Origin of the sequence: Clostridium sartagoforme, assembly GCF_039521405.1 — a bacterium.
In the GTDB taxonomy this organism is placed as follows: Bacteria; Bacillota; Clostridia; order Clostridiales; family Clostridiaceae; genus Clostridium; species Clostridium sartagoforme.
The window spans coordinates 88,126-112,323 of record NZ_BAAACH010000008.1 but is presented as its reverse complement, the minus strand read 5'-3'; the positions used below and the strand labels follow the sequence as shown (position 1 = coordinate 112,323).

Annotated in this window: 23 protein-coding genes; 3 read left to right on the top strand and 20 right to left on the bottom strand. The window is 27.6% G+C overall.

The features are described 5' to 3' along the window. Positions 1-410: 410 nt before the first annotated feature. Entirely contained in the window at positions 411-1,259 is an 849-nt protein-coding gene (locus ABDZ60_RS02785; RefSeq protein ID WP_343775955.1) for a helix-turn-helix domain-containing protein, read from the bottom strand. A gap of 295 nt (positions 1,260-1,554) precedes the next feature. On the opposite strand from ABDZ60_RS02785, the gene ABDZ60_RS02780 reads away from it, so the two are divergent. Then, positions 1,555-2,304 (top strand): acyl-[acyl-carrier-protein] thioesterase, encoded by a 750-nt coding sequence (locus tag ABDZ60_RS02780; RefSeq protein ID WP_343775786.1) that lies wholly within the window; start codon positions 1,555-1,557, stop codon positions 2,302-2,304. A gap of 182 nt (positions 2,305-2,486) precedes the next feature. On the opposite strand, the gene ABDZ60_RS02775 is transcribed toward ABDZ60_RS02780, so the two are convergent. The 7 genes from ABDZ60_RS02775 to ABDZ60_RS02745 form a co-directional block, all read right to left on the bottom strand. Continuing rightward, positions 2,487-3,029, bottom strand: a complete 543-nt coding sequence (locus ABDZ60_RS02775; RefSeq protein ID WP_343775783.1) for a DUF1697 domain-containing protein — start codon at positions 3,027-3,029, stop codon at positions 2,487-2,489. A 196-nt stretch (positions 3,030-3,225) separates the two neighbouring features. Beyond that, the gene (locus ABDZ60_RS02770; protein WP_343775780.1) at positions 3,226-4,083 is read right to left on the bottom strand and encodes an AraC family transcriptional regulator; all 858 of its coding nucleotides are present in this window, start codon (positions 4,081-4,083) and stop codon (positions 3,226-3,228) included. Positions 4,084-4,093: 10 nt separating this feature from the next. After that, the gene (locus ABDZ60_RS02765) at positions 4,094-4,960 is read right to left on the bottom strand and encodes a transglutaminase-like domain-containing protein (RefSeq protein ID WP_343775777.1); all 867 of its coding nucleotides are present in this window, start codon (positions 4,958-4,960) and stop codon (positions 4,094-4,096) included. A gap of 174 nt (positions 4,961-5,134) precedes the next feature. Next, the gene (locus tag ABDZ60_RS02760; RefSeq protein ID WP_343775774.1) at positions 5,135-7,192 is read right to left on the bottom strand and encodes an FtsX-like permease family protein; all 2,058 of its coding nucleotides are present in this window, start codon (positions 7,190-7,192) and stop codon (positions 5,135-5,137) included. Beyond that, a complete protein-coding gene (locus tag ABDZ60_RS02755) occupies positions 7,182-7,949 on the bottom strand; it encodes an ABC transporter ATP-binding protein (RefSeq protein WP_016207560.1) in 768 nt (255 codons plus the stop codon). Before ABDZ60_RS02755 ends, ABDZ60_RS02760 begins: the two co-directional genes overlap by 11 nt. A gap of 94 nt (positions 7,950-8,043) precedes the next feature. After that, positions 8,044-9,054 carry a sensor histidine kinase gene (locus ABDZ60_RS02750; RefSeq protein ID WP_016207559.1) on the bottom strand — a complete coding sequence of 337 codons (1,011 nt, stop codon included), beginning with the start codon at positions 9,052-9,054 and terminating at the stop codon, positions 8,044-8,046. Continuing rightward, the gene (locus ABDZ60_RS02745) at positions 9,051-9,719 is read right to left on the bottom strand and encodes a response regulator transcription factor (protein WP_016207558.1); all 669 of its coding nucleotides are present in this window, start codon (positions 9,717-9,719) and stop codon (positions 9,051-9,053) included. Before ABDZ60_RS02745 ends, ABDZ60_RS02750 begins: the two co-directional genes overlap by 4 nt. 315 nt (positions 9,720-10,034) lie before the next feature. Between ABDZ60_RS02745 and ABDZ60_RS02740 the strand changes: the two genes are divergently transcribed. Then, entirely contained in the window at positions 10,035-11,177 is a 1,143-nt protein-coding gene (locus tag ABDZ60_RS02740; protein WP_343775768.1) for a DNA alkylation repair protein, read from the top strand. Between the two features lie 116 nt (positions 11,178-11,293). On the opposite strand, the gene ABDZ60_RS02735 is transcribed toward ABDZ60_RS02740, so the two are convergent. The 12 genes from ABDZ60_RS02735 to ABDZ60_RS02680 form a co-directional block, all read right to left on the bottom strand. After that, positions 11,294-11,782 carry a helix-turn-helix domain-containing protein gene (locus tag ABDZ60_RS02735; protein WP_016207556.1) on the bottom strand — a complete coding sequence of 163 codons (489 nt, stop codon included), beginning with the start codon at positions 11,780-11,782 and terminating at the stop codon, positions 11,294-11,296. Positions 11,783-11,960: 178 nt separating this feature from the next. After that, positions 11,961-12,689, bottom strand: coding sequence for a DUF2812 domain-containing protein (locus ABDZ60_RS02730; RefSeq protein ID WP_343775764.1), 729 nt, complete (start codon positions 12,687-12,689; stop codon positions 11,961-11,963). Between the two features lie 15 nt (positions 12,690-12,704). After that, positions 12,705-13,025, bottom strand: coding sequence for a PadR family transcriptional regulator (locus ABDZ60_RS02725; RefSeq protein WP_016207554.1), 321 nt, complete (start codon positions 13,023-13,025; stop codon positions 12,705-12,707). Positions 13,026-13,364: 339 nt separating this feature from the next. Then, positions 13,365-13,841 carry a pyridoxamine 5'-phosphate oxidase family protein gene (locus ABDZ60_RS02720; RefSeq protein ID WP_343775757.1) on the bottom strand — a complete coding sequence of 159 codons (477 nt, stop codon included), beginning with the start codon at positions 13,839-13,841 and terminating at the stop codon, positions 13,365-13,367. Between the two features lie 72 nt (positions 13,842-13,913). Further along, positions 13,914-14,474 carry a DUF6273 domain-containing protein gene (locus ABDZ60_RS02715; RefSeq protein ID WP_343775754.1) on the bottom strand — a complete coding sequence of 187 codons (561 nt, stop codon included), beginning with the start codon at positions 14,472-14,474 and terminating at the stop codon, positions 13,914-13,916. 558 nt (positions 14,475-15,032) lie between these two features. Continuing rightward, entirely contained in the window at positions 15,033-15,776 is a 744-nt protein-coding gene (locus ABDZ60_RS02710) for an ABC transporter permease (protein WP_343775952.1), read from the bottom strand. Next, a complete protein-coding gene (locus tag ABDZ60_RS02705) occupies positions 15,763-16,494 on the bottom strand; it encodes an ABC transporter ATP-binding protein (protein ID WP_343775751.1) in 732 nt (243 codons plus the stop codon). The genes ABDZ60_RS02710 and ABDZ60_RS02705 overlap by 14 nt, the downstream gene beginning before the upstream one ends. Positions 16,495-16,545: 51 nt before the next feature. Beyond that, positions 16,546-17,310 (bottom strand): MerR family transcriptional regulator, encoded by a 765-nt coding sequence (locus tag ABDZ60_RS02700; protein ID WP_343775748.1) that lies wholly within the window; start codon positions 17,308-17,310, stop codon positions 16,546-16,548. 124 nt (positions 17,311-17,434) lie between these two features. Further along, the gene (locus ABDZ60_RS02695; protein ID WP_343775745.1) at positions 17,435-18,238 is read right to left on the bottom strand and encodes an alpha/beta fold hydrolase; all 804 of its coding nucleotides are present in this window, start codon (positions 18,236-18,238) and stop codon (positions 17,435-17,437) included. A gap of 120 nt (positions 18,239-18,358) precedes the next feature. After that, a complete protein-coding gene (locus tag ABDZ60_RS02690) occupies positions 18,359-18,484 on the bottom strand; it encodes a hypothetical protein (protein ID WP_343775742.1) in 126 nt (41 codons plus the stop codon). Between the two features lie 223 nt (positions 18,485-18,707). Then, positions 18,708-20,240 carry a hypothetical protein gene (locus ABDZ60_RS02685; RefSeq protein WP_343775740.1) on the bottom strand — a complete coding sequence of 511 codons (1,533 nt, stop codon included), beginning with the start codon at positions 20,238-20,240 and terminating at the stop codon, positions 18,708-18,710. A 259-nt stretch (positions 20,241-20,499) separates the two neighbouring features. After that, positions 20,500-22,170, bottom strand: a complete 1,671-nt coding sequence (locus ABDZ60_RS02680; protein ID WP_343775737.1) for a glycosyltransferase — start codon at positions 22,168-22,170, stop codon at positions 20,500-20,502. Positions 22,171-22,324: 154 nt separating this feature from the next. Between ABDZ60_RS02680 and ABDZ60_RS02675 the strand changes: the two genes are divergently transcribed. Next, complete coding sequence (locus ABDZ60_RS02675) at positions 22,325-24,124, top strand: tetratricopeptide repeat-containing glycosyltransferase family 2 protein (protein ID WP_343775734.1); 1,800 nt, start codon at positions 22,325-22,327, stop codon at positions 24,122-24,124. Positions 24,125-24,198 lie beyond the last annotated feature (74 nt).

Sequence of the window (24,198 nt, the reverse complement as noted above, 5' to 3'; positions counted from 1 at the left end):
ACCCCTCCATAAATTTTATATAATTAGGTGTCCTCACTACTAGCTTAATATCATTGTAAATGTTTTCTAAGGGTAATTAAATGGTGCTACTTTTCAAATTTAGTATTGCAATTTTAACATAAAATAAAAAAATAAATTTTATAAAGGAAAAAGTGCACTATTTTATCCATAAAGTATTATTTTCTAAGTTTCAAAGTACTACTATTAATCTATAATTAATTTATATTAGTAAGATTATATAATGGTATATATGTATGGGATTGTATATCATTCTGGATAATATAAAAATAAGGCTATATACTGAATAATTTTAAAAAATTCAGATGTAGCCCTATAGTTACTTCTAGTAGTTTAAATATAAATTATTTCTCTGATATATTGAGTTATTTGCTTCAAACCATAATCTAATATTATCTTCCTCCTATCCTAATATTTTTAATAATGAAATCTATTATATTCATAACCCACTCACTTAAATTAGGATATTCTTGCTTTATTAAATTTTTTATATCACTTGCTGAAGTTTGTAGAGAAATTGATTGTGTTCCTTCTGTATTATTTCCTATAGCTATATTAGCTCTTGCATAATCACCTATAGCTATGTCTGATGCTATCGCACTAGCCCCCACAGCATATTTCCCTATTGATATTGCTCCAATAGAAAAGATTCCTACAGATACTGCGCCAATAGAAAAAATCCCCAAAGAAATAACTCCCACTGCTAGCAATAATCCTATTGATAAAAGTGCTAATGTGATTAGACCAATAGATATAAAACCAAAACTTAAAATTCCATATGATATAAACCCTAATGATATTATTCCACATGATATATTTCCTATTGAAATTATACCCCTTGATTTTTTAAACCCTCTACCAATATTAATATGCACTAGCGGTAGTCCAAATAATATTTTATTACTTTTATATTCATATTCTAATGGATAACCCCTATTTATATTAATAACTAACTGTGTTTTTTTATCATCTACTTTTTCAGGTTTTTGCTCTTCACTAATTTTTATTTCATTACTGTCTAAGATATAAATTTCATCAGTATCCTTAACTAAACTATCAATAGTTACATTGTATAATTCAGATATCGATACTAATTTGTTTAAATCTGGTATTGATTTACCAGACTCCCATTTTGAAATTGCTTGTCTTGATATTCCTAATTTCTCTGCTAGCTCTTCTTGAGATAGCCTATTATTGTTTCTTAATAATTGTAATTTTTCCGATAACTTCAATTTCTTCACCTCCATTAAAAATTATACAAAATATACCTGTTTTTATCTACCAACTAATAATTTCTTTTTGTCAACCATCGGTTGCATTACTATATTTTCTATGATTTCTTAGATTGATAAGTCCCTATATGTAAGAAGTAATCAATAATCGGCAATACTTAAACTATCGTACTTATAAGAAAATTTATTAATATTTATTAAGTCCATTATCTTCTAGATATTCTGTAAAATATATGAAATTTCTAAAACTATGATACAATATTTAATATAAAACATATTTAAACTAAAAAAGGAGGGACTATAATTGAATGATATTTTTGAAAAGGACTATACAATAAACTTTTTTGATGTTGACTCTGAACATAAATGTAAATTTTCATCTTTAGGAGATTTCTTATGGGATGTTATTATATCCCAATCTGACTCTTTAGGAGAAACTAAGGAAGGCTTTGCTCAAAATAATTGTATTTGGGTACTTTTAAAATATGATATAACTATATATGAATATCCTAAATTAAGAGATGAAATAAAAGTTCAAACTAAGGTATTAGGTGCAAAAAAATTCTATGGTTATAGACAAAATACTATAAAAAACTCTGAAGGAAAAGTTATGGGAGAAGTTTTTTCAACCGCTATATTGATAGATTTTGAAAAGAGACGTCCTATGAGGATATCCTCTGAACAAAGCGAAATATATGGTCTTAAAAAAGAATTAGATGAAGTACCTGTTTTAGATGATATACCTAAAATTCAAAAAGCAGATTACATGAAAAACTATCCTGTTAGATATAGTGATATTGACTCTAATGGGCATGTGAATAATGTAAAGTATATCGAAATGGCTATGGATACTCTACCAAGATCTATTTTAACCGAATATAATTTATTTAACATTAAAGTATTGTTTAAAAAGGAAACAACTGATGGAGATACACTACATATTTCATCTGAAGTGGTTTATGATGAAAATAACGGTATTAATACAATTCATAATATTACAAGTGATAGTGGACTGCTTCTTACAAAACTGCAAATAATATGGAAGAAAAAATGATATCTTTATATAACAGAGAAAAATGATCGTGTTATCTATTGAATACACGATCATTTTTAATTTATCTATGGAAAAAAATTTAAATATCCGTGTTACTTACTTATGATAACCTTTTGCATTTCGACAATAAATAAGATGCTATTAGAAGCTATCATAAATATACTATGTTATTTTAATTCAGGTTATTCTATCCCTTTCATAATTTCATATATTTTACGGGTAGTATTAACGTTTCTCACTGTCATTTTTTTATATAAGTCAGTTCCTACAAGTTTATTTAACCCACTTTTTGTAATATTTGCTTTATCTAATGTCCATAGAATTGCTCCTGCTATATAAATAACAGTATCTACTTCTTTATTAATTTTAAATTCATTAATAACTGTTTCTCTATCGAATTCTTCCCATAAAAATAATACGTCACTTCTCATAGTTTTATCATTCTTCCATGATTCTGGTAGAATTTTCATCATATGCTCAAAATCATTTTGGCTACGGATCAATACTTTAATATTTAACTGAAAATCTTTAAATATAGCTTCTTCGAGAAATTCTGCTATTTCTGACTTTGTATGTTTCATATCTGTAAAAATCACATTTCCAGAATTAATATATGTAATAACAGATTCCATTCCTGCTAGTATAAAAGTTTCTTTCAGCAATTTCATATCTATTTTATTTTTTCCACCGACATTTATTCCTCTTAGTAAAGCAACATAAATCATATATTTATCTCCTATTTTTTACAAATATTTTTTAAATCATTGCTCTTTATTATACTTTTTATAATAATAGTTTTTAATTAGATGTTTTGTTTGCTCTTTCTTTATATAATGTTAATTTCTTTATTAATATGAATTGTTCTTAAAATATGTTTAAAGGACTTCCTTATCATAGTAAGTCCTTTTTTATTTGTATATATTAATAATTACTAATAGGTATATAAAGATCAGCAACAAGTTCATCTTCATTATAATAATAATACTCAATGTCATCCATGTTTCGATGTCTATATTTTGATTCACTAAGCCATACTGAATATATATAATCCCAAGTTTTTTGTACACTTTCTGTTATTGGTCCAATGACTCTAAAAACTGCATAAAGTGAGGGTTCTAATCTATATATCACCATATCCTCTGGAACATATTCCATAGTATTAACTTCATGACCTATCATATAATCAAATGCATATCCTTGAGAAAATATACAAATTCCCATAATTTCATCAGCACACTTACGATTTATTATCTTTTCGCTTTCTTTCTCATTATTCCACTTTTGCCACAATAATGGTATGTCTTGCAAATTGCTCCCATCTGCCTTCACCTTCCACTTCTTTCCTACTACATATCTTTCAGGAAGATTACGATACAAAGGAGTTAATCCTTCTGTAGTTAGTTTTAATTGAAACATCATATAATCAACATTTATTGGTTCTCTTATAAAATAAAGCAAATTATCTCGTCTTACCTCTGATGGATTTCTTCCATAAACTTTTTCAAAAGCCCTACTAAAGCCCTCTCTTGATTCATAGCCATATTTTATACCTATTTCTACAATAGACTTTTTGGTATATACCAATTCTTTTGCAGCTTCTGTAAGTCTTCTCTTCCTAATATAATCCTTCATTGAATCTCCAACTATACCTTTAAAAATACGATGAAAGTAATAAAGAGAATATCCCGCTTCTTTTGATATTGCAGATAAGTCAATATCCTCCTGCAAATTGTTTTCAATATAAATCAATGCTTTCTTTATGGAATTTATATAACACATATCTATCACCTTATTTTAAAATATTAATAACCTTATCCAAATCATCAGGTACTTTTATTTTATCATTCCTTTGAACATAATTATATAAATCCTTAAAGTTATTATCAACATTCATGGCAAGACTAGATAAATGATCCATTACTTCATAGTCTTTCTGTGTCCATTTTTCTATTGGCATACTTTTATATCCTTCCCACATATCCCATGGCTGCATTGTAAGCTTTAGTAGTGAATTAGTATCTAAGATTAAATTGCATCTTAAATAATCATATCCCCACCATTTAAAGATTCCAAACAACTCAGGTTCAATTAAGCCTTCTCGGCACATCATCCAAGCTCTTGGCCCTGTTATGAAATACTCTTTACTTATATCTAGAGGGTCAAAAGTCACTTTTAATTTATCTATCTGGATGTCATCTAGTTGTGCATCCACCATTACCCACCTTTTCTTATCTTCATTCCAGTATTCAATAACCCAATGATCAATATATTTGCCTTTTTCTAAATAACTTGCAAAGCCACACCTTGCCCTAGCGGGAATACCTGCCTCCCTGCAAAGTGCAGCTGCTACTAAAGTAAAATCACGACATATCCCTATCATTTTATTTACATTTTGATTTTTATTAGATATATGATTATATCCAATATTTTTTAAAAAAATCAGTTTATCTTCAAACCTTCGTACAAATGGTTCTTCTTTTCTTTTATCGCTAAGCTTCACTCCATAAGCCTCACTCCAATATTGATGGAGCAATATATTTTGTACATAAGATATAATAGTTTTTATATCCTTTGGTATATTGGTAACCATATCTTCCATGGTTTTTATTTCTGTCATAATATCATGCTCTTGATAAAATCTAAGATTATTTTCCATTATAATAATCACTCCTATCATTTTAATAAATACAAAGAATAGTTTTGAAACCCTTTGTCTTCTATTTTAATCAATTATACTATCCTCAGAATCATGATGAGTGATATTTTATGCTTTTTTTATTAATAATAAATATTGATATAAAAATTCATATAAATTTATAATCAAATAAATTTAACTATTAACATTTCTCTTAAAAGTATAATATGTTCCTCCAAAGTAACAAATATAAATTCCAATCATTAATACAATTCCAGTAATTATACTTAAAATAAATGTAATATCGCCAATATAGGTACTAATTATATCTTTATAAATCAGATAATAATTATAAATAAAAACTATAACTCCAACCATGGCTATAGATATAGGAATTATAAAATATAATGAAATTTGCTTTAATATAATCTTATTAATTTCTTTATCCTCAACCCCTAATCTTTTTAGCACACTAAATCTATCTTTATGCTCAATGGAATCTGCAAGCTGACTAAGTGATAAAATTGTTAAGCTTATCATAAGTAATACTACACCTAAATATATTCCAAGAATTCTCATAGCTAAAGTCATATTTAAGATATTATTAGTTTCCGATGATTTTATTCTGACTCTAACTACACTAGATGATATATCATATTTTTTTATAAATTCATCATTACTTTTTCTAAACCACTCATTAACATACTTATATTGAAAATCATCAGCTTCTTCATAACTCATTTTATTATTAATATTAGCTACAAAGTTTTTCTCTGCAAAAGTAAGATTATCGCATACCTTATCTGGTAAAATTATAATATTATTTACGTAAGATCCATAAAGCCCTTCTCCAATAGATTCTTTATAATTTGAATTTTCACTTAGTTTTAGTTCTTCTCCATTTACATTCAAATTAGCATAATCTTTAATATAATTACTTATTTCTTCATCATTGACTGCACTATGCCATTGAGTTGTAAACTCATTATCCTTAAGCTCTATTTCATCATACCCTAGCATACTTCTTAGTTTATTAAAATCACTTAAGCTTATAGCTATAGTTGAAACATTATTTTTATCTTTGTTATAAAAATCATCTTTATTTATAAAATATTTTTCTACCTCGCAATAACTATTTACATCATGATCCTTGTCATTTAAGTAATCTATAATCTCACTATAATCTAATTGAGGTATATCTTTAATATCAGTTATATTGTTTTCTGTTAAAAATCCATTACTATAATTATTTCTTATTTCTACATCATAAGGAACTCTCATATCTAAATATCCTATAGCCCACTGAGCCATTACAAGTGTAATTATAAAACTTATCATCGCTCCTAAAAAGGTCATTGCTATAGTAGCCATTAGTATTGGAGCTGACTTTATTTTAGATACCAGTGTTCCTATTAAAAATAAATTTGTACCTTCGTACTTAAAATTAATATACTTATTTTTTATGTGTATAAGTATATAAGAAATAGAATAAAATAGTGCATAAGTTCCTATTATAAAAGCCAAAAGTGATATAGCTATAAACATTAAAGATTTTATACTATAATCAATTTTTGTATTTATTAATTTAAAAGTACAATAGCCACATATTATATATAAAATTATTGATAATGCAAATATTGCACTATAAACTTTCCCACTTCTTTTAAATTGAAACTCAACTTGCTTATGTGCATTTAACATATCTATAAGTTTTATTTTTCTTAAAACTATAATATTATACAATCCTATTATACAAAACATAGATATAAAGAATATAAATGTAATTCCTACCGTATCCATATATAACTTAAAGCTAAATGCTACTTCTTGCTTTGCACTTATTAAAACTATAGCTGTAATTACTTGAGAAAATAAAGTCCCCACAAATATTCCCGATATTATAGCTAAAATTCCAATTACGAGTGTTTCAATGAAAAACATCAATGCCACATTTTTTTGTTCCATTCCATGTAGTATATATATTGAAAACTCTCTTTGACGTCTTCTTATTATGTATTTATTTACATAAGCTACAAGTAAAATAAGCATTGCTGTAATTATATAAGTTGAATACTTTAATATTAATTTTAAATTTCTAAAGTTATAAGATTCCTCAGTAATTAGTTCATAACTTGAACTTGAAAGTGATGTAATAGCATAAAATAAGCTTACGCATATTGTTATTGTAATAAAATAAATTAAATAATCCTTAATAGATTTTTTTGCATTACTTTTGGCTAATTTAACGTACATCTCTTACATCACCACCTAATAATGCCACTACATCTAATATTTTATTAAAAAACTGTCTACGTGTATCTTCACCTTTCACTAGTTCTGTAAATATTTTACCATCCTTAATAAATAATATCCTATTACAATAACTAGCTGTAAATGAATCATGAGTTACCATTAATATAGTTGCACCTAAATCTTTATTTAAATTTGACATCATTTCTATTAACATTTGAGCAGATTTAGAATCAAGTGCTCCTGTTGGCTCATCAGCTAATATAAGTTTAGGATTAGTCACTAATGCCCTTGCACAAGCAGTTCTTTGTTTTTGTCCTCCAGATACTTCATAAGGGTATTTTTCTAGTAAATCTTCTATTCCAATTTTTCTTGCTATATTTAACACTTTATTATCTATTTCACTTTTTTTAGTTTTATTTATAGTAAGTGCTAAAGCTATATTTTCATGAATAGTTAGTGTATCTAATAAATTAAAGTCTTGAAATATAAATCCTAAGTTTTCCTTTCTAAACTTTGCTATGTTCTTTTGATTTATTTCAGTTAAATCTTCTTTATCCAAATAAATATTGCCAGAACTAACATCATCAATTGTTGCTATCATATTTAATAACGTCGTCTTTCCTGATCCAGATGGTCCCATAACACCTACAAATTCACTTTTATATACGTCAAAAGTTATATCATCAACAGCTTTAACTACATTCACTTTGTTTCCATAATATTTTTCAACGTTTTTTATACTTAATATCTTTTCCATTTATCTCACCTCAATAGGATTGTACAACATTTAAACCCCATCTAATTAGATTTAATATTACTTTAATGTTACAATGTTGTCACCTTATATAAGTCTATTTCATAACAAAGCTTCCTTTTGGAAATACAATTATAACCTTTGTATATAAATTTTCCTTTGATTCTATATCTATTATTAATCCTAATTTTCCGCATAATTTTTTACATAAATATAATCCTATTCCTGTAGATTTGTTATTTAATCTTCCCCTGCTACCTGTAAAACCTTTTTCAAACACTCTATTTAATTCAGCTTGAGGTATCCCAAGTCCATTATCTTCTATTATAAGTTGAATTCCATTTTTAATATCCTCAGTATATATCTTCACCTTTGGATTTTCTGGATTTCTATACTTACTAGCGTTAACTACAATTTGATTTAAAATAAACTCAAGCCATTTGCTATCACAATATACATTTTTATCTACATTTTCTATTTCAACATCTATGTTATTCAAAATAAATATTTGTTTATTTTTTATTATTACTTTATTTATACAATTTTCTAATGACATTTCTTTTATTAAGTAATCTTTTTCTACTTCTTCACTTCTTGCATAAAACAGGGCCTGCTCTACACATCTATCTAAAGTCTCAAGTTCCTGTAGCACAATCCTTGATATCTTTGTCTTATTATTTTCTTCTATAAGTTTGATAGATGCTATTGGCGTTTTAACTTCATGTATCCACTGTTCAATATATTCTTTGTATTCCTTTCTTTCATTTTTAATAGAATTTATTTCTTCTCTCATTGACTTCCCAGCCTTTTTTAGTAAATAATAATAAGGTTCTGCTTCTAAATAAACTGGCTTATCAATAACCTCACTAATTAAATACTTTTTATCTAAATTGTCTATACTCTTTGAAATCTCATTGAAAAATGCTTTTCTATTTTTATATTGAAAGAATAAATAAGCTCCAAGCACTATGATCCATATAATTGATATTATCTTTAAAGTATCTAAAGTATTTCCTACACTAAAAAGAAAAACTAATAAAGTTATCAAGGCAATTGAGTTTGAAAATATTACTGAAAATCTACTTTTTAAGAAATCACCTAAACTCATACTAAATACCCTTGACCTCTTTTAGTTTTTATATAATCTTTTAGTCCAAGCTCCTCAAATTTACTTCTAATCCTGCCAATATTGACTGTAAGAGTATTATCATTTACAAACATAGAGCTGTCCCAAAGATATTCCATAATATCTACTCTAGATACTATCTTTCCATTATTATTTAATAAGTAATGTAATATTTTCAATTCATTTTTAGTAAGCTCAATGACTTTACCATTATGCTCAACAGTGCTTGATAAAATATTTATCCTAGCTCCATTATGTTCAATAATATCTGTTATTCCATCACTTGGATAAGTTCTTTTTAAAAGAGATTTTATCCTAGCTAAAAGAATTTGAGTATTATAAGGCTTAGTTATAAAATCATCTCCACCTAATGTTATGCCCATTAATTCATCTATATTAGTATCTCTACTTGTTATAAATATAATTGGAACTCTTGAAAAACTTCTTATTTCTGTACAAATTTTAAACCCATCACTTTCAGGCAAATTTATATCTAACAATATAAGACTCGGATTATTTTCTTTTACTAAATAAGAAATATTACAAAACTCCCTTGGTTTAATAATGGAATATCCATTACTAACTAACACATTTCCTATTCCATTTTGTAGTTGTTCATTATCATCAATTATCATTATATTATACATATTTAACAAATCCTTACTATAGTTATTCTTAATTTTTATTATACTATTATTAGATAGTTATAAATAATAAAGTTTTCCTTAAAAGTTGTATTTGATATTTGCATAATTGTACCCGTTATTTAGAAATATTTTTTATAGAAAATTGTGAAAAGAATATCGTATATTTTTATTAAAAAATCACATAATATGACATTATGCTGTCAAGTTATATAATTTATACTTTTAGATGAAACTTCTACGCGTTTAGAAAATATGCTAAGTAAATCATCATTATTTAATATAAACAAAGAATTTGAAGGAGAATGAAAATTAGTTATGAGTGAACCATTAAAAAATATTTATTCAAGTGAATTTTTAAAGGACTTTGGAGATAAAGTTCATAAAGTCTATACAGAATTTAATTCAGAGCTGTTTACAGCTTGTGTTTTATCACCTCCATGGGCTGAATTAGAGTTAAAAGCCAGAATACATAAGATCGCAGAGAAATTAGGCGAATATCTTCCAAAGGATTTTGAAGACGCTCTACAAATTTTATTTTTAATAAATGAAGACTGTGTTGGATTTCCATATTTATTTTTTCCTGACTTTGTCGCTACTTATGGACAGAATAAAAAACACTTTGAACTTTCAATGAATGCCTTAGAACGTTTTACAGAGCAGTCATCATCAGAGTTCGCTATCCGCCCATTTTTACTTAATGATCCTGAGCGTGTAATGGTCTATATGTTTAAATGGTCATTGCATAAAAATGAACATATTCGTCGCTTTTCCAGTGAAGGCTGTCGTCCCCGTCTTCCATGGGGAACATCACTTCCTATGTTTAAAAATAATCCATCACCAATTTTAAAAATTTTAGAAAATCTTATGGCAGACACATCACTTTATGTACGCAAAAGTGTAGCCAACAACCTAAATGATATTTCAAAAGATAATCCTAAAGTTGTTATAGAACTAGTAAAAAAATGGATAGGCTATAGTTCTGAAACAGACTGGATTCTTCGAAAAGGTTGTCGTACTCTAGTGCGAAATGCAAATCCTATAGCATTAGATCTCTTTGGTTATACAGATTTTTCTGATGAAAACCCTTTATTTAAGAATGTAATTTTTAATGTTACTCCAAAGGAACTTAAGATAGGAGATAGCTGTGAGCTTAATTACTCAATTGATATAGTACGTAATACGCCTTCACATATCCGTTTAGAGTATGGTATTGACTTTATAAAATCAAATTCACGCTTATCCCGTAAGTTGTTTTTCTTATCCGATAAAACTATGTCAGGTGGTGAACATTTATCAGGAATATGCACTCATAGCTTTGCAGATCTTACTACACGTAAACATTATCCTGGTATTCATAAAATTACATTACTTGTAAATGGAAGAGAAATTGCTCACAGTATACTAAATATTCTAGAAAGTAAAAAATTAAAAAACTCCCTTAGGAGTTTTCAAAACTAAGTTATTTTCAGTAAATTTGAACAAATTACTAAAAATAACTATCCACTTTTAATTATTAATTCTTAATTGGGCTGTCTATTCGACAGCCCCATAAGAGTTAATTTATACTCTACTTATTATTTAGAATTTTTTTCAGAGTATTTTACCCATGTATAAAATATAAGAATTATTCCTATAATAAGGCAGCTACCACTGATAGCTTCAATAAATCCTGAAAAAAATTGTTGATAAGCTTTTTCACCTGGTTCCCATATAACAGAATAAATTGCTGTAACAAATGATATTAATATAGCACATAAAGCTCCAACCAAAGATTCATTTCTCTTTAACTTTTTAATCTCATTAAGCAATGAGTTTATAGTTTTATTACTTTCTACTTCTGCATTTTCTTGTTCAATATATTCTCCTTTTAATAATTCAATCATTGAAACTTCTAATACTTTACTTATCTCTTCAAATAATGAACTATCTGGTAGACACTTACCACACTCCCATTTTGAAACAGCTTTATCAGTTACATTTAAATATTCTCCCAGTTCTGCTTGTGTAAATTTTTTCTTTTTTCTAGCATCTGATATAAATTTTCCGATTTTTTTTGTATCCATGATTACACCACCTTTAATAGTATAATAATTTCAAAGTCACTATATTGAAACCCACCACAAGTAGAATCGATAGAGTAAAAGTAGAATATTACAGGTTTAGTAAAAAACTCATTTATGATACACTTCTACGTATTACTTTTAAATGAGATTTTTACACTTTAAATGTTTTGAATAAAATTTAAAATGACTTTTTATATTTCTTAAAGTAGGCTGAACTTGAAAAAATAAAATAAACACCAAAAATTATAAAAAATATTGCGGAAAAATATAATTTCCCAATTAAATGCCATATTCCTATAGCTAACCATAGAACGCCTGAAATTGCATATAACTTCCATGTGATTTTGTTATTTTCTGCTTCACTTTTACATCTACCATACCTGCTTATTTGTTTAATTCTAGAGTTATAAGCTAAGTAAGGCATAAAATTAAAGATAAATATGAAAATATCAATTACTAATACTCCTAAGATAATCAGAAATATAGGTCTTATAGCTATTACAGAAACAACTAACAAGCTTATTAATACTATAGCTATTATTAAAGAATAGATTGTTCCCCTTCTTGTTTGATTTCTTACACGTGTATATTTATCTATTTCCGATTTACTATCACTATAAATAGGCTTAGTCCCAGCTTGCGCTAAAAAAATATGCATTTGGTTATTTATAGAAATAACAAGTTCCCATCCTGCTTCTTTGAATATGGTAAAATACTCTCCATCGGTATCCGATTGATAATCTAAACTATACACTATATTTTGAGGCTTATCTTTTCTTAGCTTATAGAAAAAACCTCCTACTATATCTTCTAATATCCAGCCTTGCCTTGCATAATTTTTTAGTTTTTCCATATCACCTTCTTCAGTAAATGCAAATCCACTAATCATTACATATTTACTTTTCATGAATATACCTCTTTTCTAATTTAAAAAATTTTCAGCAAATTTAACCATCTGTTTTTTACGCTCAATCTCTTTTATCAGCATCTCTCGTCCTTTATTTGTTATTTTATATACTTTTTTATTATCATCTGTGTCAGAACCTAACTCCACTAAATCTGCTGATAAAAGCTTTTTCAGTGTTGTATAAAGTGATGCAGGACCAATAGTAACTTCATTATTAGTAAGGTTCTCAATAGTTTTCATAATTAGGTATCCGTGCTTTTCCTCAATAACACTAGATAAAATATAAAAAGCAGAATCTGTTAGTTCCCCAATATCAATAGAATCTTTTCTTGGCATAAAATTCTCCTTTCTATTCTATATATCAATAAATGATACAATTGTCAAATATTCACATATATTATTTTGTAAACTCATACAAGTACTCATAATTTAAGTTTTTTTATTAACCAACATTAATTACTGTTGGTTAGCACTATTTTCTCTTTTCTATCCAATATTTAAAGTATTCTAAATTTTAGTTGGTTTTATCTTTCTATTTGCTTTTTCAAAGTTTCAATCATAAAAAATACAACCACCTATAAATAGCCCTTTAAACTATCTACAGATGGTCGTATTCAAGGTAAAGATAACTTTACTATGCTTATATATAATCAATTTCTCATACTCTTTATGGGTTTATTTCGCTGTTTTATTTATGAAATCAATTTCATAAATATGTTCACCATATTTTTTTTCGTTGTCTATAATTGTACCCTCTGTAAGAGAAATACGCAAGACGATTGAGTTAGGATTATCTTCGTCGCCAACTTCATCGAACCAATCAAAGACTTTTTTAAATTTCGCTCTAATTTCTCTGTTCTTCTCATCATTGACCCAACCGAGATTTTCAGCTGTGCCCTGGAAAGTATACCACCCTAAACCACCAACGGAAACCTCGTTATTCTTCTCAATTTGTAGCATCTTATTTTTTGTTACATCAGTAGAAACATAAAAAGTGCAGTCTTCATAATAAGCACATACCATACGGACAGCAGGACGAGGATTACCGACAGTGTTTAAGGATAGTGATATTGTTGCAAGAGCGATAACTTCCTCTTTGCCATTTCCACAACGTTCTTCTATAAGTTTCATCGCATTTTCATATTTACTCATTTTAATTCTCCTTTAAACTTAGTTATTTTATGTTGTGATTATAGTTAAATCACTTTAAAAGTGACCTAAGATTTACAATTCCCGCTTCAACCACAAAGCGGGACGGACACCCCCATCTCGTTCTGCTCCAAAACTACGAAAGAATACACTATTTCCATTAATCCCCACACAACCACCTGGGTTACCATGAACATATGCAGCAACACGATTAATACGGCCAGGCGACCGAAGCCACCACCAATAATCATAATCCATAAACTTTGCTATTCTCTTATTGTTGTTCTCGTCTTTTCTTTGAAACCAATAATTTTGTTTTTTACTCCGATTTTGCAGTTTTTTGCTGCTATCTCCAAAATATCTGCATACTACATCTTCAATGCCTAATAAAAATATACTGTCTTTCGTATCGTCTCCGCCCTTTGTGCCATACCATGGATTATCTAAATTTTTATTTGTTACTTCAATTATTCTTGATTTATCAGTATCATTGAATTTGTCATAAAATTCACCATTAAGATATTTTCTTAATCCACATTCAGCCCATTTTATATCTTTATAATCATCATGGTAAGGCCGTTGTTCTATAATATCTTCCGTTATAATTAACGCAGCATTGTCTTCTATGTAAAGCACACGCCAATTATAACCTCAGAAAGATAAAGATGATCCGATTTTGATATCTTCCATTTAAGCACTTCCCCTCCTTTTTGTTTTCATCAAGTGAGTTATTTCCTGCTAGTACTGGATTTGACTTTATTTCATTAAACTAATTATAGAACCTAATTCTAAACCTGTTATATTTAAAAATACTCTATCTATATCAAGTTCATTATCATACAATCTCTGTTATATTAAGTTAACATTTTCATCTAAATTATTTAAGTACTCTAATATATTGTTTCTTTTATTTTCTAAACTGCCTTTTACTATTGATTGATATTGTGTCTTTGTGAAAGCAGTTAGTTTTTTATTATCAAAGCCTTATGGTAACCATCTTGCATAATTTCATTGCTTATCAACTTTATAATATCCTTCACTTTAATTATAGCATATATTTCATTTATTAACATAATATTACACTTATAAAATACATATTGAAGTCCTATGTTTAATCATACAATCAGCACTCTTCATTTTTCATTCTTAATTTTGCTTTGCAAAATAAATCAAAGATTTTGAAACTTGTTTAAATTACTCCCACCTAAAAAATTTAATAGATACTCCAATACATATCACAGCAAGTATACTTATAACTAAAATTGGAAGCATTGCATTATCGATACTTAAATTAAGTGATGCACTTTTTAAAAGCTTTATCCCTTGAGTTAATGGTAAGATATCTGATACTTTCTGAAGTGCTATTGGCATAACCTCATATGGTAATGTTGCTCCTGAAAATATAAGCATAGGAAAATATAAAATACTTGCAATGACACCTGCTATTTTAGTATTTCTTGCTATTCCACCAACCATAAATCCAATACTGAATATTGATATCATTACCAATAAATATGCTCCTAGAAAATTTATCCATGAACCTCTAAGTTCAAACTTGAAAAATACTTTTGCTGTTAAATAAACAAGTGCTAATGAAACAATAGCGTATAAGGCATATACTACTCCTTCCACTGCTAAAATCATAGATGGACTAACTGGCGTTACCCTAAATCTTTTTAATATTTTTCTGTGACGATACTCAGATAATACTAATGGCAACCCCATAACACCACCTGCACATATTGCAATTGTTGATACAGCTGCAAAGGATTGTTCCATAAATGTAAAATCTGCTCCAGGAAATGCAGGTTTATCTCCATAAATAACTCCTAAAATAATAGTTGCTACTACTGGCATACAGATTGCAAAAATGAACATATCCATACCTCTTAGTGATAGTTTTAGTTCTGTCTTTAGCATTGTTTTAAATATTTCCATCATTAAATTCCTCCTCATCTACAAACCATAAATAAGCATCCTCAAATTTTTCATATGGACTTAGCTTCACCGCTTCTTCAATTGTTCCAGAAAAGTGTATTTCGCCATTTTTTAAAATACATATTCTATCGCACAGAACTTCAACTTCATCTATGAAATGAGATGTTAAAAGTATTGTGAGTCCTTGCCTCTTTAAATTTAATAAACACTTCCACACATCCCTTCTAGCTCTTGCATCTAATCCTGTTGTAAGCTCATCTAAAAATACTACCTCTGGATTAGGAATTAATGCTAATATAATAAATAACCTTTGTTTTTCACCTCCAGATAGTTCACTTATTAAATTTTTAGCTTTACCCTTAAGATTAAATTCTTCTAATAACTTACTGTAATCTAATGGATTCTTATAAAGAACTTTTGTTATTTCACACAACTCCTTCACTGTAATCCTATCCTGATAATTAGATTCTTGAAACTGTACCCCAACCTTCTGAAATAGCTGTTTTCTTTCTTTTTTAGGATCAATCCCTAGGATAGATACCTGTCCCCTCTCAAAATTCTTTGTACCTAAAATACATTCTATGATAGTACTCTTTCCTGCGCCGTTAGCCCCAAGTAATCCAAATACCTCACCTCTCTTAACTGTTAAACTAACATCTTTCACTACTTGAACATAACTATATGATTTATAAAGATTTTGAACTTTTATTACTTCCATATGTTATTACCTCCTTTTGACAAAATAATAACACCAGCACAAAGTCTGGTGTTAAAGTGTAGAGTTTATATTGAATTCATTTTTCATATATTCTAATTGTTTCAATATGCTATAAGCATTTTTTTCTGCATCACTTAAAGAAGTAAGAAGTTTGTCACATGATGTAATAATATCCTCACCCTTTTGTGGTTTATTGATCACCTCTCTAATATCAATATCCTTACTTTCTGATAATGCATTCATCATTCTTAAAATTGCTGAAAGAGAATAGTTAGCACAACGTAATGTTCGTATTATCTTTAATCTATTAATATCACTTTCAGTATAAACTCGATATCCATTCTGCTTTCTCTTAACTGTAAGCAAACAATTCATCTCCCAATTTCTTAATGTATCCATTGTTACTTGTAGATAATCTGCAGTTTGCTTTCTTGAGAAGATTATATCATTATCCTTAGCATCTATACCTAATAAAAGCTTCCTTGAAAGTTCTATAGCTTCTTCTGCATTTTTTTGCTCTTGTTTTATTTGATTAATGTAGTCATTTGTACAACTAATTGCTTCTAGAAACTCTCCCCTTGCAGATAACTTAACAATATTTATTATCTTTTTTCTAAGTCCATTTTGCAGAATCTCTACTTTAAAGGCAGTTCTAGCAAGATTAAACTGCTCTATATGATAGTCAGTAAATAATCTATAACCATTTGGTAATCTACTTGCCTCTGGTATTAATTTAAGCTTCTCGTACAAACGTACAGTGTTTGAATGTACTCCAACCTTTTTAGCTACTTCTGCTGTTTTATATATATTATCCATACTATTTGCACCTCCATGTTATTATAATAACACTTATACAAAGTATGGTGATATAGTGGAGAGTTTTATTTAGTTCTTGTTAAATTTGTTTAAATATAAGTAAACAACTGTAACCCTAATATAACTAATTATTTATAAAGTCAATGATCAACTTGTTAACCATATCTGGATTATCTTGATTTGAGTTATGACCTGCATGATTAATAAAATAAAATGTACAATTACTATCATCTTTTGCCCATGCCTCAGCAATTTTTTTAATATTACCTGTTTTGTCATCTGAACCACAAAGTAACAATACAGGTTTTTTAAACTTAAATTCCGGGTCATAGTGAAGGCATCCTATTAAATCTGTTATAATATCAATAAAGATTTTTTTATCTATCCTTTCAAAGCAATCTCTAACGTATTTCTTTACACTATCTTTGTTTCCACAAGCATTCGCGCTCTGTTTTATTAGTAACTTCCATGGATAGCAGTTAAATATAAACTTAGTGCATTTCAGTGAACACTTTTCCATAAATGTAAGCTTACCTGTGTTTTTTGTACAGTCAATCAGCACTGATTTCTCTACTAGTTCTGGATAATAATAAGATATTTCCTGAACCAGATTTCCTCCCATTGATTGACCTATAAGAATCGCTTTATCAATATTATAAATTTCATATAATTTTTTGCAGTCGCTAATCATATCTTTAAACTGAAATTTTTTCCCTTGCTCCAATTTAGATAAACCGTGTCCTCGAGAATCCCATGCAATTAAATTATAAGTATCATCAAATGCCTTAAATTGTTCATTGAACATTTCATGATTAACACCTGCTCCATGAAAAAATAATACCCATTTATTTGTTGTTCCCTTTCTATACCAGTAATGAATCTCACAATTCAAATTTTGAAATGCCAAAAGTCTGAATTTATCCTCCATAATTAACTCCTCCTTATAGTTTAATCACAAATTCTTCCTTGTAATAATATTTTTTCAAAGAATCCATCATATACTTAAACTCACTTACCTTCTGCTTCACTTTAGAAATATCCAAATCTTCTAGTCCTCCATGCAACCTTCTGCCGCAGAAAGAACTATATCAAGCAGTATCTTTACATCACTTGGATTCCTAAATTTATTATAATCGATAATCTTTAATATCTCCTCTTCCCCAGTTTGCAACATTATTTTTTTCCTTTTATCTAGCTCAAGCTTTATCTCTTCAAAGCTTTCCTAATATGCTCCTTTATAGACCAAAACGGTCAGTAGATTAGTTTTATTTTAAACCTACTGACCGTTTTTTAGAAGACCTAAAATTTAATATTCAATAATTTTGTAAACTAACTATAAATACCAGTGACCCATTTATCAAAAGTATTCACTTACTTATGGTACGGTTCAACGTAAGTTATTCCAAGTCTCCCTCACTAACCAATACCTCAAACCATTTCTCCCCGCTACCAATTTCATTTCTATTCTTATCTACAGCTATAATTCTTAAGTTTGAAGTATTATCTAGTCTCAACTTTTCTTTATATTCATTAATTGATTTTCTTACATTAAATCGACTTCCATCTACATAATGTAATATATATATGGTTTTATTGTAATCTTCTATTAATTCTCTAAATAAACCATTTATATGTCCGTCGTCACAATTAAAGGCAAACCCACACACACAAATAATATCTGATTCTTTAAATTTATTAAACATATCTACATACCTTTTAGACATCTTAACTGATGTTAATGGTTTTATGCCACTTTGGGTAAATAAAAAAGGTACTATTATATGTCCTTTGCTTTTATTTTCATCGAAGGATATTATTTTATTTAAATATGGATCATAGTAATCATTTATACATCCATTTAAGTAATAAACCTCTTCCTTAGTTATATCTTCTATAAATGAATTGTAGTTTGTTGTTCCTATTGCATTTATATCTACAAACTCTTTTAAATATAAAACATCATGATAATATCCATTACCTTCTTTTATTTTTTCTGTATTACTTTTAGCTATTGATTCTATATATCTCTTTACTGTATATAAAAATATAACTATTTTATTGAATTTTCCCCAATCAGTTTTTGGACTGTAAATATACCTCCAATTAGAATCAATTAACATTTGATAATCTAATGCTCTTGAATATATATCTTCTAATATTTGCAATCCAAATTTAGTTATTTTCTCTTCATTACTATATATTTCTTCTATATTTAAGTCTTCATTTTCTATTAATAGCTCTAAGCCTTTCATACCTGTATTGCTATAGTCTAATGTAAATATTGCTCCAAGATCATCAAATAAATCTATACTTTCTGGACTATCATAAAAAATTCCATCATTTAATCTATGTATTAAATCTTCACCTAATGATCCTATTAATAATTCAAGTATTGCTCTTGTTATATTTCTTATATTTATCTTAAATTGATAACTTACTTCTTCTATTTCTAAAAGTTTTAAAAATGCCGAAAAATAATTACTTCCAAAGATTGCATTATCTCCTCCCAATAATGGATTTAATTTTATTATATGAGAATAATTATAAGCTCCTAATTCCAAACCTGTTATATCTAAAAACACCTTATCAATATCAAGTCCATTATCATGCAACCTTTGTGATATTAAGTTAACATTTTCATCAAAGTTATTTAAGTAATCCAAAATATTATTTCTTTTGTTTTCTAAACTCCCTTTTACTATTGATTCATATTGTGTCTTTGTAAAAGCCGTTAGTTTTTTATTATCAAAGCCTTCTGGTAGCCACCTTGCATAATTTGATTGCTTATCAACATTATTTAATTGTTCTTTTAAATTTATCTTATCATCACTAGTATTCATTCTAAAAATATCAAGTGCAAATTTTCCACCCGATGGTAGCCCATAAGAACATTCAGCACCAGCTCCAAAAAATAAAGAAACTTTAGCCATAATCCTCTCTCCCCTTTTTTTATAATATTCCTAATGTTAATTATAACATATATTACATTTATTAACATAATATTACACTTATAAAACAAACATTAATTTCTCAGATATTAATGAAATTCTCATTTTTCTATTATAAGAAAAAATAGAACCTCAATAATCTGAAGGTTCTACTTTCTTTAATATAATATAAATTTATCTTATACATTATTAATGTTGATATTTCATCTTACTTAAGAAAACTATACTCTCTTAAATAAACTTAACCTTCTGACTGTATCTGCTTTTCTTTACTTTCACTAACTATACTTAATAAATACTCTTCTAATTTACTAATACTATTATCTATATTGAAGTTTAGTGCAGTTTCTCTTCCTCTTTTGCTTAATGATTCTCTTAATTCCTTATTAGTTAATACAGAAATTACTAAAGAAGATAATGAGTCTGAGTCATATACATCTGAAACTAAACCATTATATCCATTAGTAATAAATTCATTTATTCCTCCGCAGTTAGTTGTTATTACAGGAACTCCAGATGCCATAGCCTCTAATGGAGGCATACCAAACCCTTCATATACTGAAGTAAATAAAAATAAATCTGATTTTCTATAATACTCTGCTAAATCTTTTTGAGATGGCTTCTCTATAAAATTAATTGGAAAGTTAATGCCTTTTATTTGTGGAATTACCTGACATATCCAATTTACACTAAACCTATACCCCATATCCCAAACCTTTTGTAATGTTTGAACTGCTGTATTAAAACCTTTAAATTTTAAACCAGGGTTTCCTACTAATAGGATAGAGTTATTAAACTGGTGTGATTCAGTATAATATAAATCAATATCTATAAAATTAGGTATTATATATGATTCTCTATTAAATCTCGCTTTTAATACTTTACTTATAGTTTCCGATACGCTAGCTAAGTTAAAATTACACCTATAAATTTTTAATAGTTCTTCTCTATAGGGGTGTTTAGATGATAAATCCCCGTAATCACCAAAAATGAATTCGCTTCCCTGTTCACAGTAAACTACTGGTATTTTACTATCCTTCAACTCATAAATTTGATTAAAAAATCCACATACTACAACATCACATTGATCTATATATTCTATATAAGATTTATCTAAAGGAACTATTACCTCTTGATCTATTTTTGTATCAAACCACTCTGGAATAACAGTATCTCCCTCTTTTCCTTTAATAAATCCAACTATTTTATGTCCTCTTTTCCTTAATTCTTTCATCTGTGACAAAAGCATCTTCAGTCCACCAGTTAAATTCTTATGAGGAAGTATATATCCTATAGATAGTTTCTTTTTATCTATATTGCTTTTATCTATATTAATAATATTATTAAATTGTTTATTTATATTTTCTTTCGGGAAAATTTGAAATAATTCTGCAAAGTTATATCCAATTTGAACTTCTTTATAAGAAAAATCATAATTTATAAAGTCTATAATAGACCACTTACTCTTATGTTCTTCATATTTATTACCTAAATACTCTTCTTGCTTTGCTGGATATCTTGGTGTAGATATTATTAATGACTTATTAACATGATTCATAAGTTCCTTAATAAATTTTTTCCCATCTTCTTTTTCAAAATGCTCCAATACATCTATAAGTAATATACAATCATACTTTGGAAGATTCTTTATTACCTCCCTAGCATCTCCATAATATATCTTATTGTACACATAGTCATGTATAGGATTTTTATATTTTTCAAAAGCTTCTATACCTTCAATGTTTATTAACCATTGATCCTTATTATATCTTTCAAAAGGCAAATCAAGTATTTCCCTCACCATTAAACCATACTTTCCAAATCCTACTCCTATATCTAAAATTGACCTAGGATTTTCACTCTGTATCTGATCTAAAATACTAGAAATTGCTTGGTACCAACTTGTAGGCATCTTTGCTCTCCTTTATACCTTTAAATTTTCTAATAGCTATAATATACTCAAAACCTTCTTTTGTTACAATTATTGAGCACAATAGACTAATTTAATCATATATTACTATATACTATTTAAAATCTATTCACTTATTTACAAGGAGATTGGTAACATGTCATTAAGTTTATGTATGATTGTAAAAAATGAAGAAAATACATTGTCTCGTTGTCTCGAAAGTGTTAAAGACATCGTAGATGAAATTATATTAGTTGATACTGGTTCTACAGATAGTACAGTTGAAATAGCTGAAAGTTATGGTGCAAAAATATTTTTTTATAAATGGGATAATAGTTTTGCAAATGCTAGAAATTATTCTTTAAGCAAAGCTTCAAAAGATTGGATCCTAATTATGGATGCTGATGATGAATTAGTAAAGGAAGATAAAGATAAAGTAGCTTTACTCATTAATAATGAAGAAAATAAGTTAAATGCTTATTTTGGAGAAACGCTTAGCTACTCTGGAGATTTAAAAAATTATAATATATATTCTAATTTGAATATTAGATTTATAAGAAATGGTAAAGGCTATAAATTTATTGGTGACATCCATGAACAAATTACACCTGGAAGTGAGGATGAAAAAAAACAAGTTTTCTTAGGGTTAGTTGATATAAGATTTTATCACTATGGGTATCTTAACGAGACTATTATAAAAAAAAATAAAAGAAAAAGAAATATGGCTATAATTGAAAAGATGCTTAAGAATGATCCAAATAATGCGTTTATGCTTTATAATATGGGAGTTGAGTATTCTGCTAAAGGAGACTATTCTGAAGCCTTAAAGTATTTAAATAAAGCATACAAGAATTTTACTCCTACAGCTGGCTTTGGATCAAAATTAATTTTAAAAATGATTTCATGCCACGAAACTTTAAACAATCTTGATGAATGTTTAAAATTAATTGAAATCGGACAAAAATATTATCCTGCCTGTACTGAATACGAATTCTGTAAAGCAAATATATTTTATAAAAAGCGAAAATATCTATCAGCTATTGAGTCTGCTAAAAAGTGTATATCTATGGGAGAATCCCCAGTGCTTCTAAGAGAAATTTCAGGTATTTCTACCTATAAATCATATTATCTGCTAGGAATTATTGCATATAATATTGGTGCCTATGATGATGCTTATGATTATTTAAATACAACCCTTAAAATAAATTGTAAATTAACAGATGCTCTTTTTAAAATTTCTGAAATATTATTTAAAAACAATACTGATATTAAGCAAATACAAAGTCAATTAGAAAGCTACTTTGATACTATAGATGAGGACACTACCTTTTTACTATCAAAAGTCTTTTCTATACAAAATAAGTTTGACATAGCTTATGATTATATTAACAATATAGAGGAGTCTACAGAAAATACTCAAAAAATTTCTTTTTATAAAGGTATTTATTTGTACTACCTAAAAAATTATACAGCTGCTTTAGAAAATCTCAATAAAGTAACTGATGAAGAATATTTAAATACTTCAGTATACTGTTGTATCTTGTGTTCTCTATTTACAGAAAGATATCAAGATGTTGATAATTTAATTAGTGTTGCTAAAAACTTTAATGAGCCAGAAGAAATTATCATATATAATAGCTTTATATCATTGATTAAAGGAAATTCAGATACTATTTTAGAAGATACTGTTACCTCCAAGAGCCTATTGCAATCTATATTTAATCTTCTGGAAGTTCTTTTAAGAGGAAACTGCTTTGATGAATTTAATAAGGCCCTAAAGCTACTTAATCACATTAGTGATGATAGCATATCTTTAAATTTAGGTAAGTTATATTATAAATATGGCTATTTGGATTTTTCCTATAAAGAGTTTATTAAATCTATTAAAGTAAATGAAAAAATAGATGTTACTTCGCTGTCTATAATGAATTCAATTCTTCTGCAAAAAAAATCTTAAGTTATTTCAACATTACTTAATATTTATATCACATTCATTAGTACTCTATCATATCTTATGATAGAGTACTAATT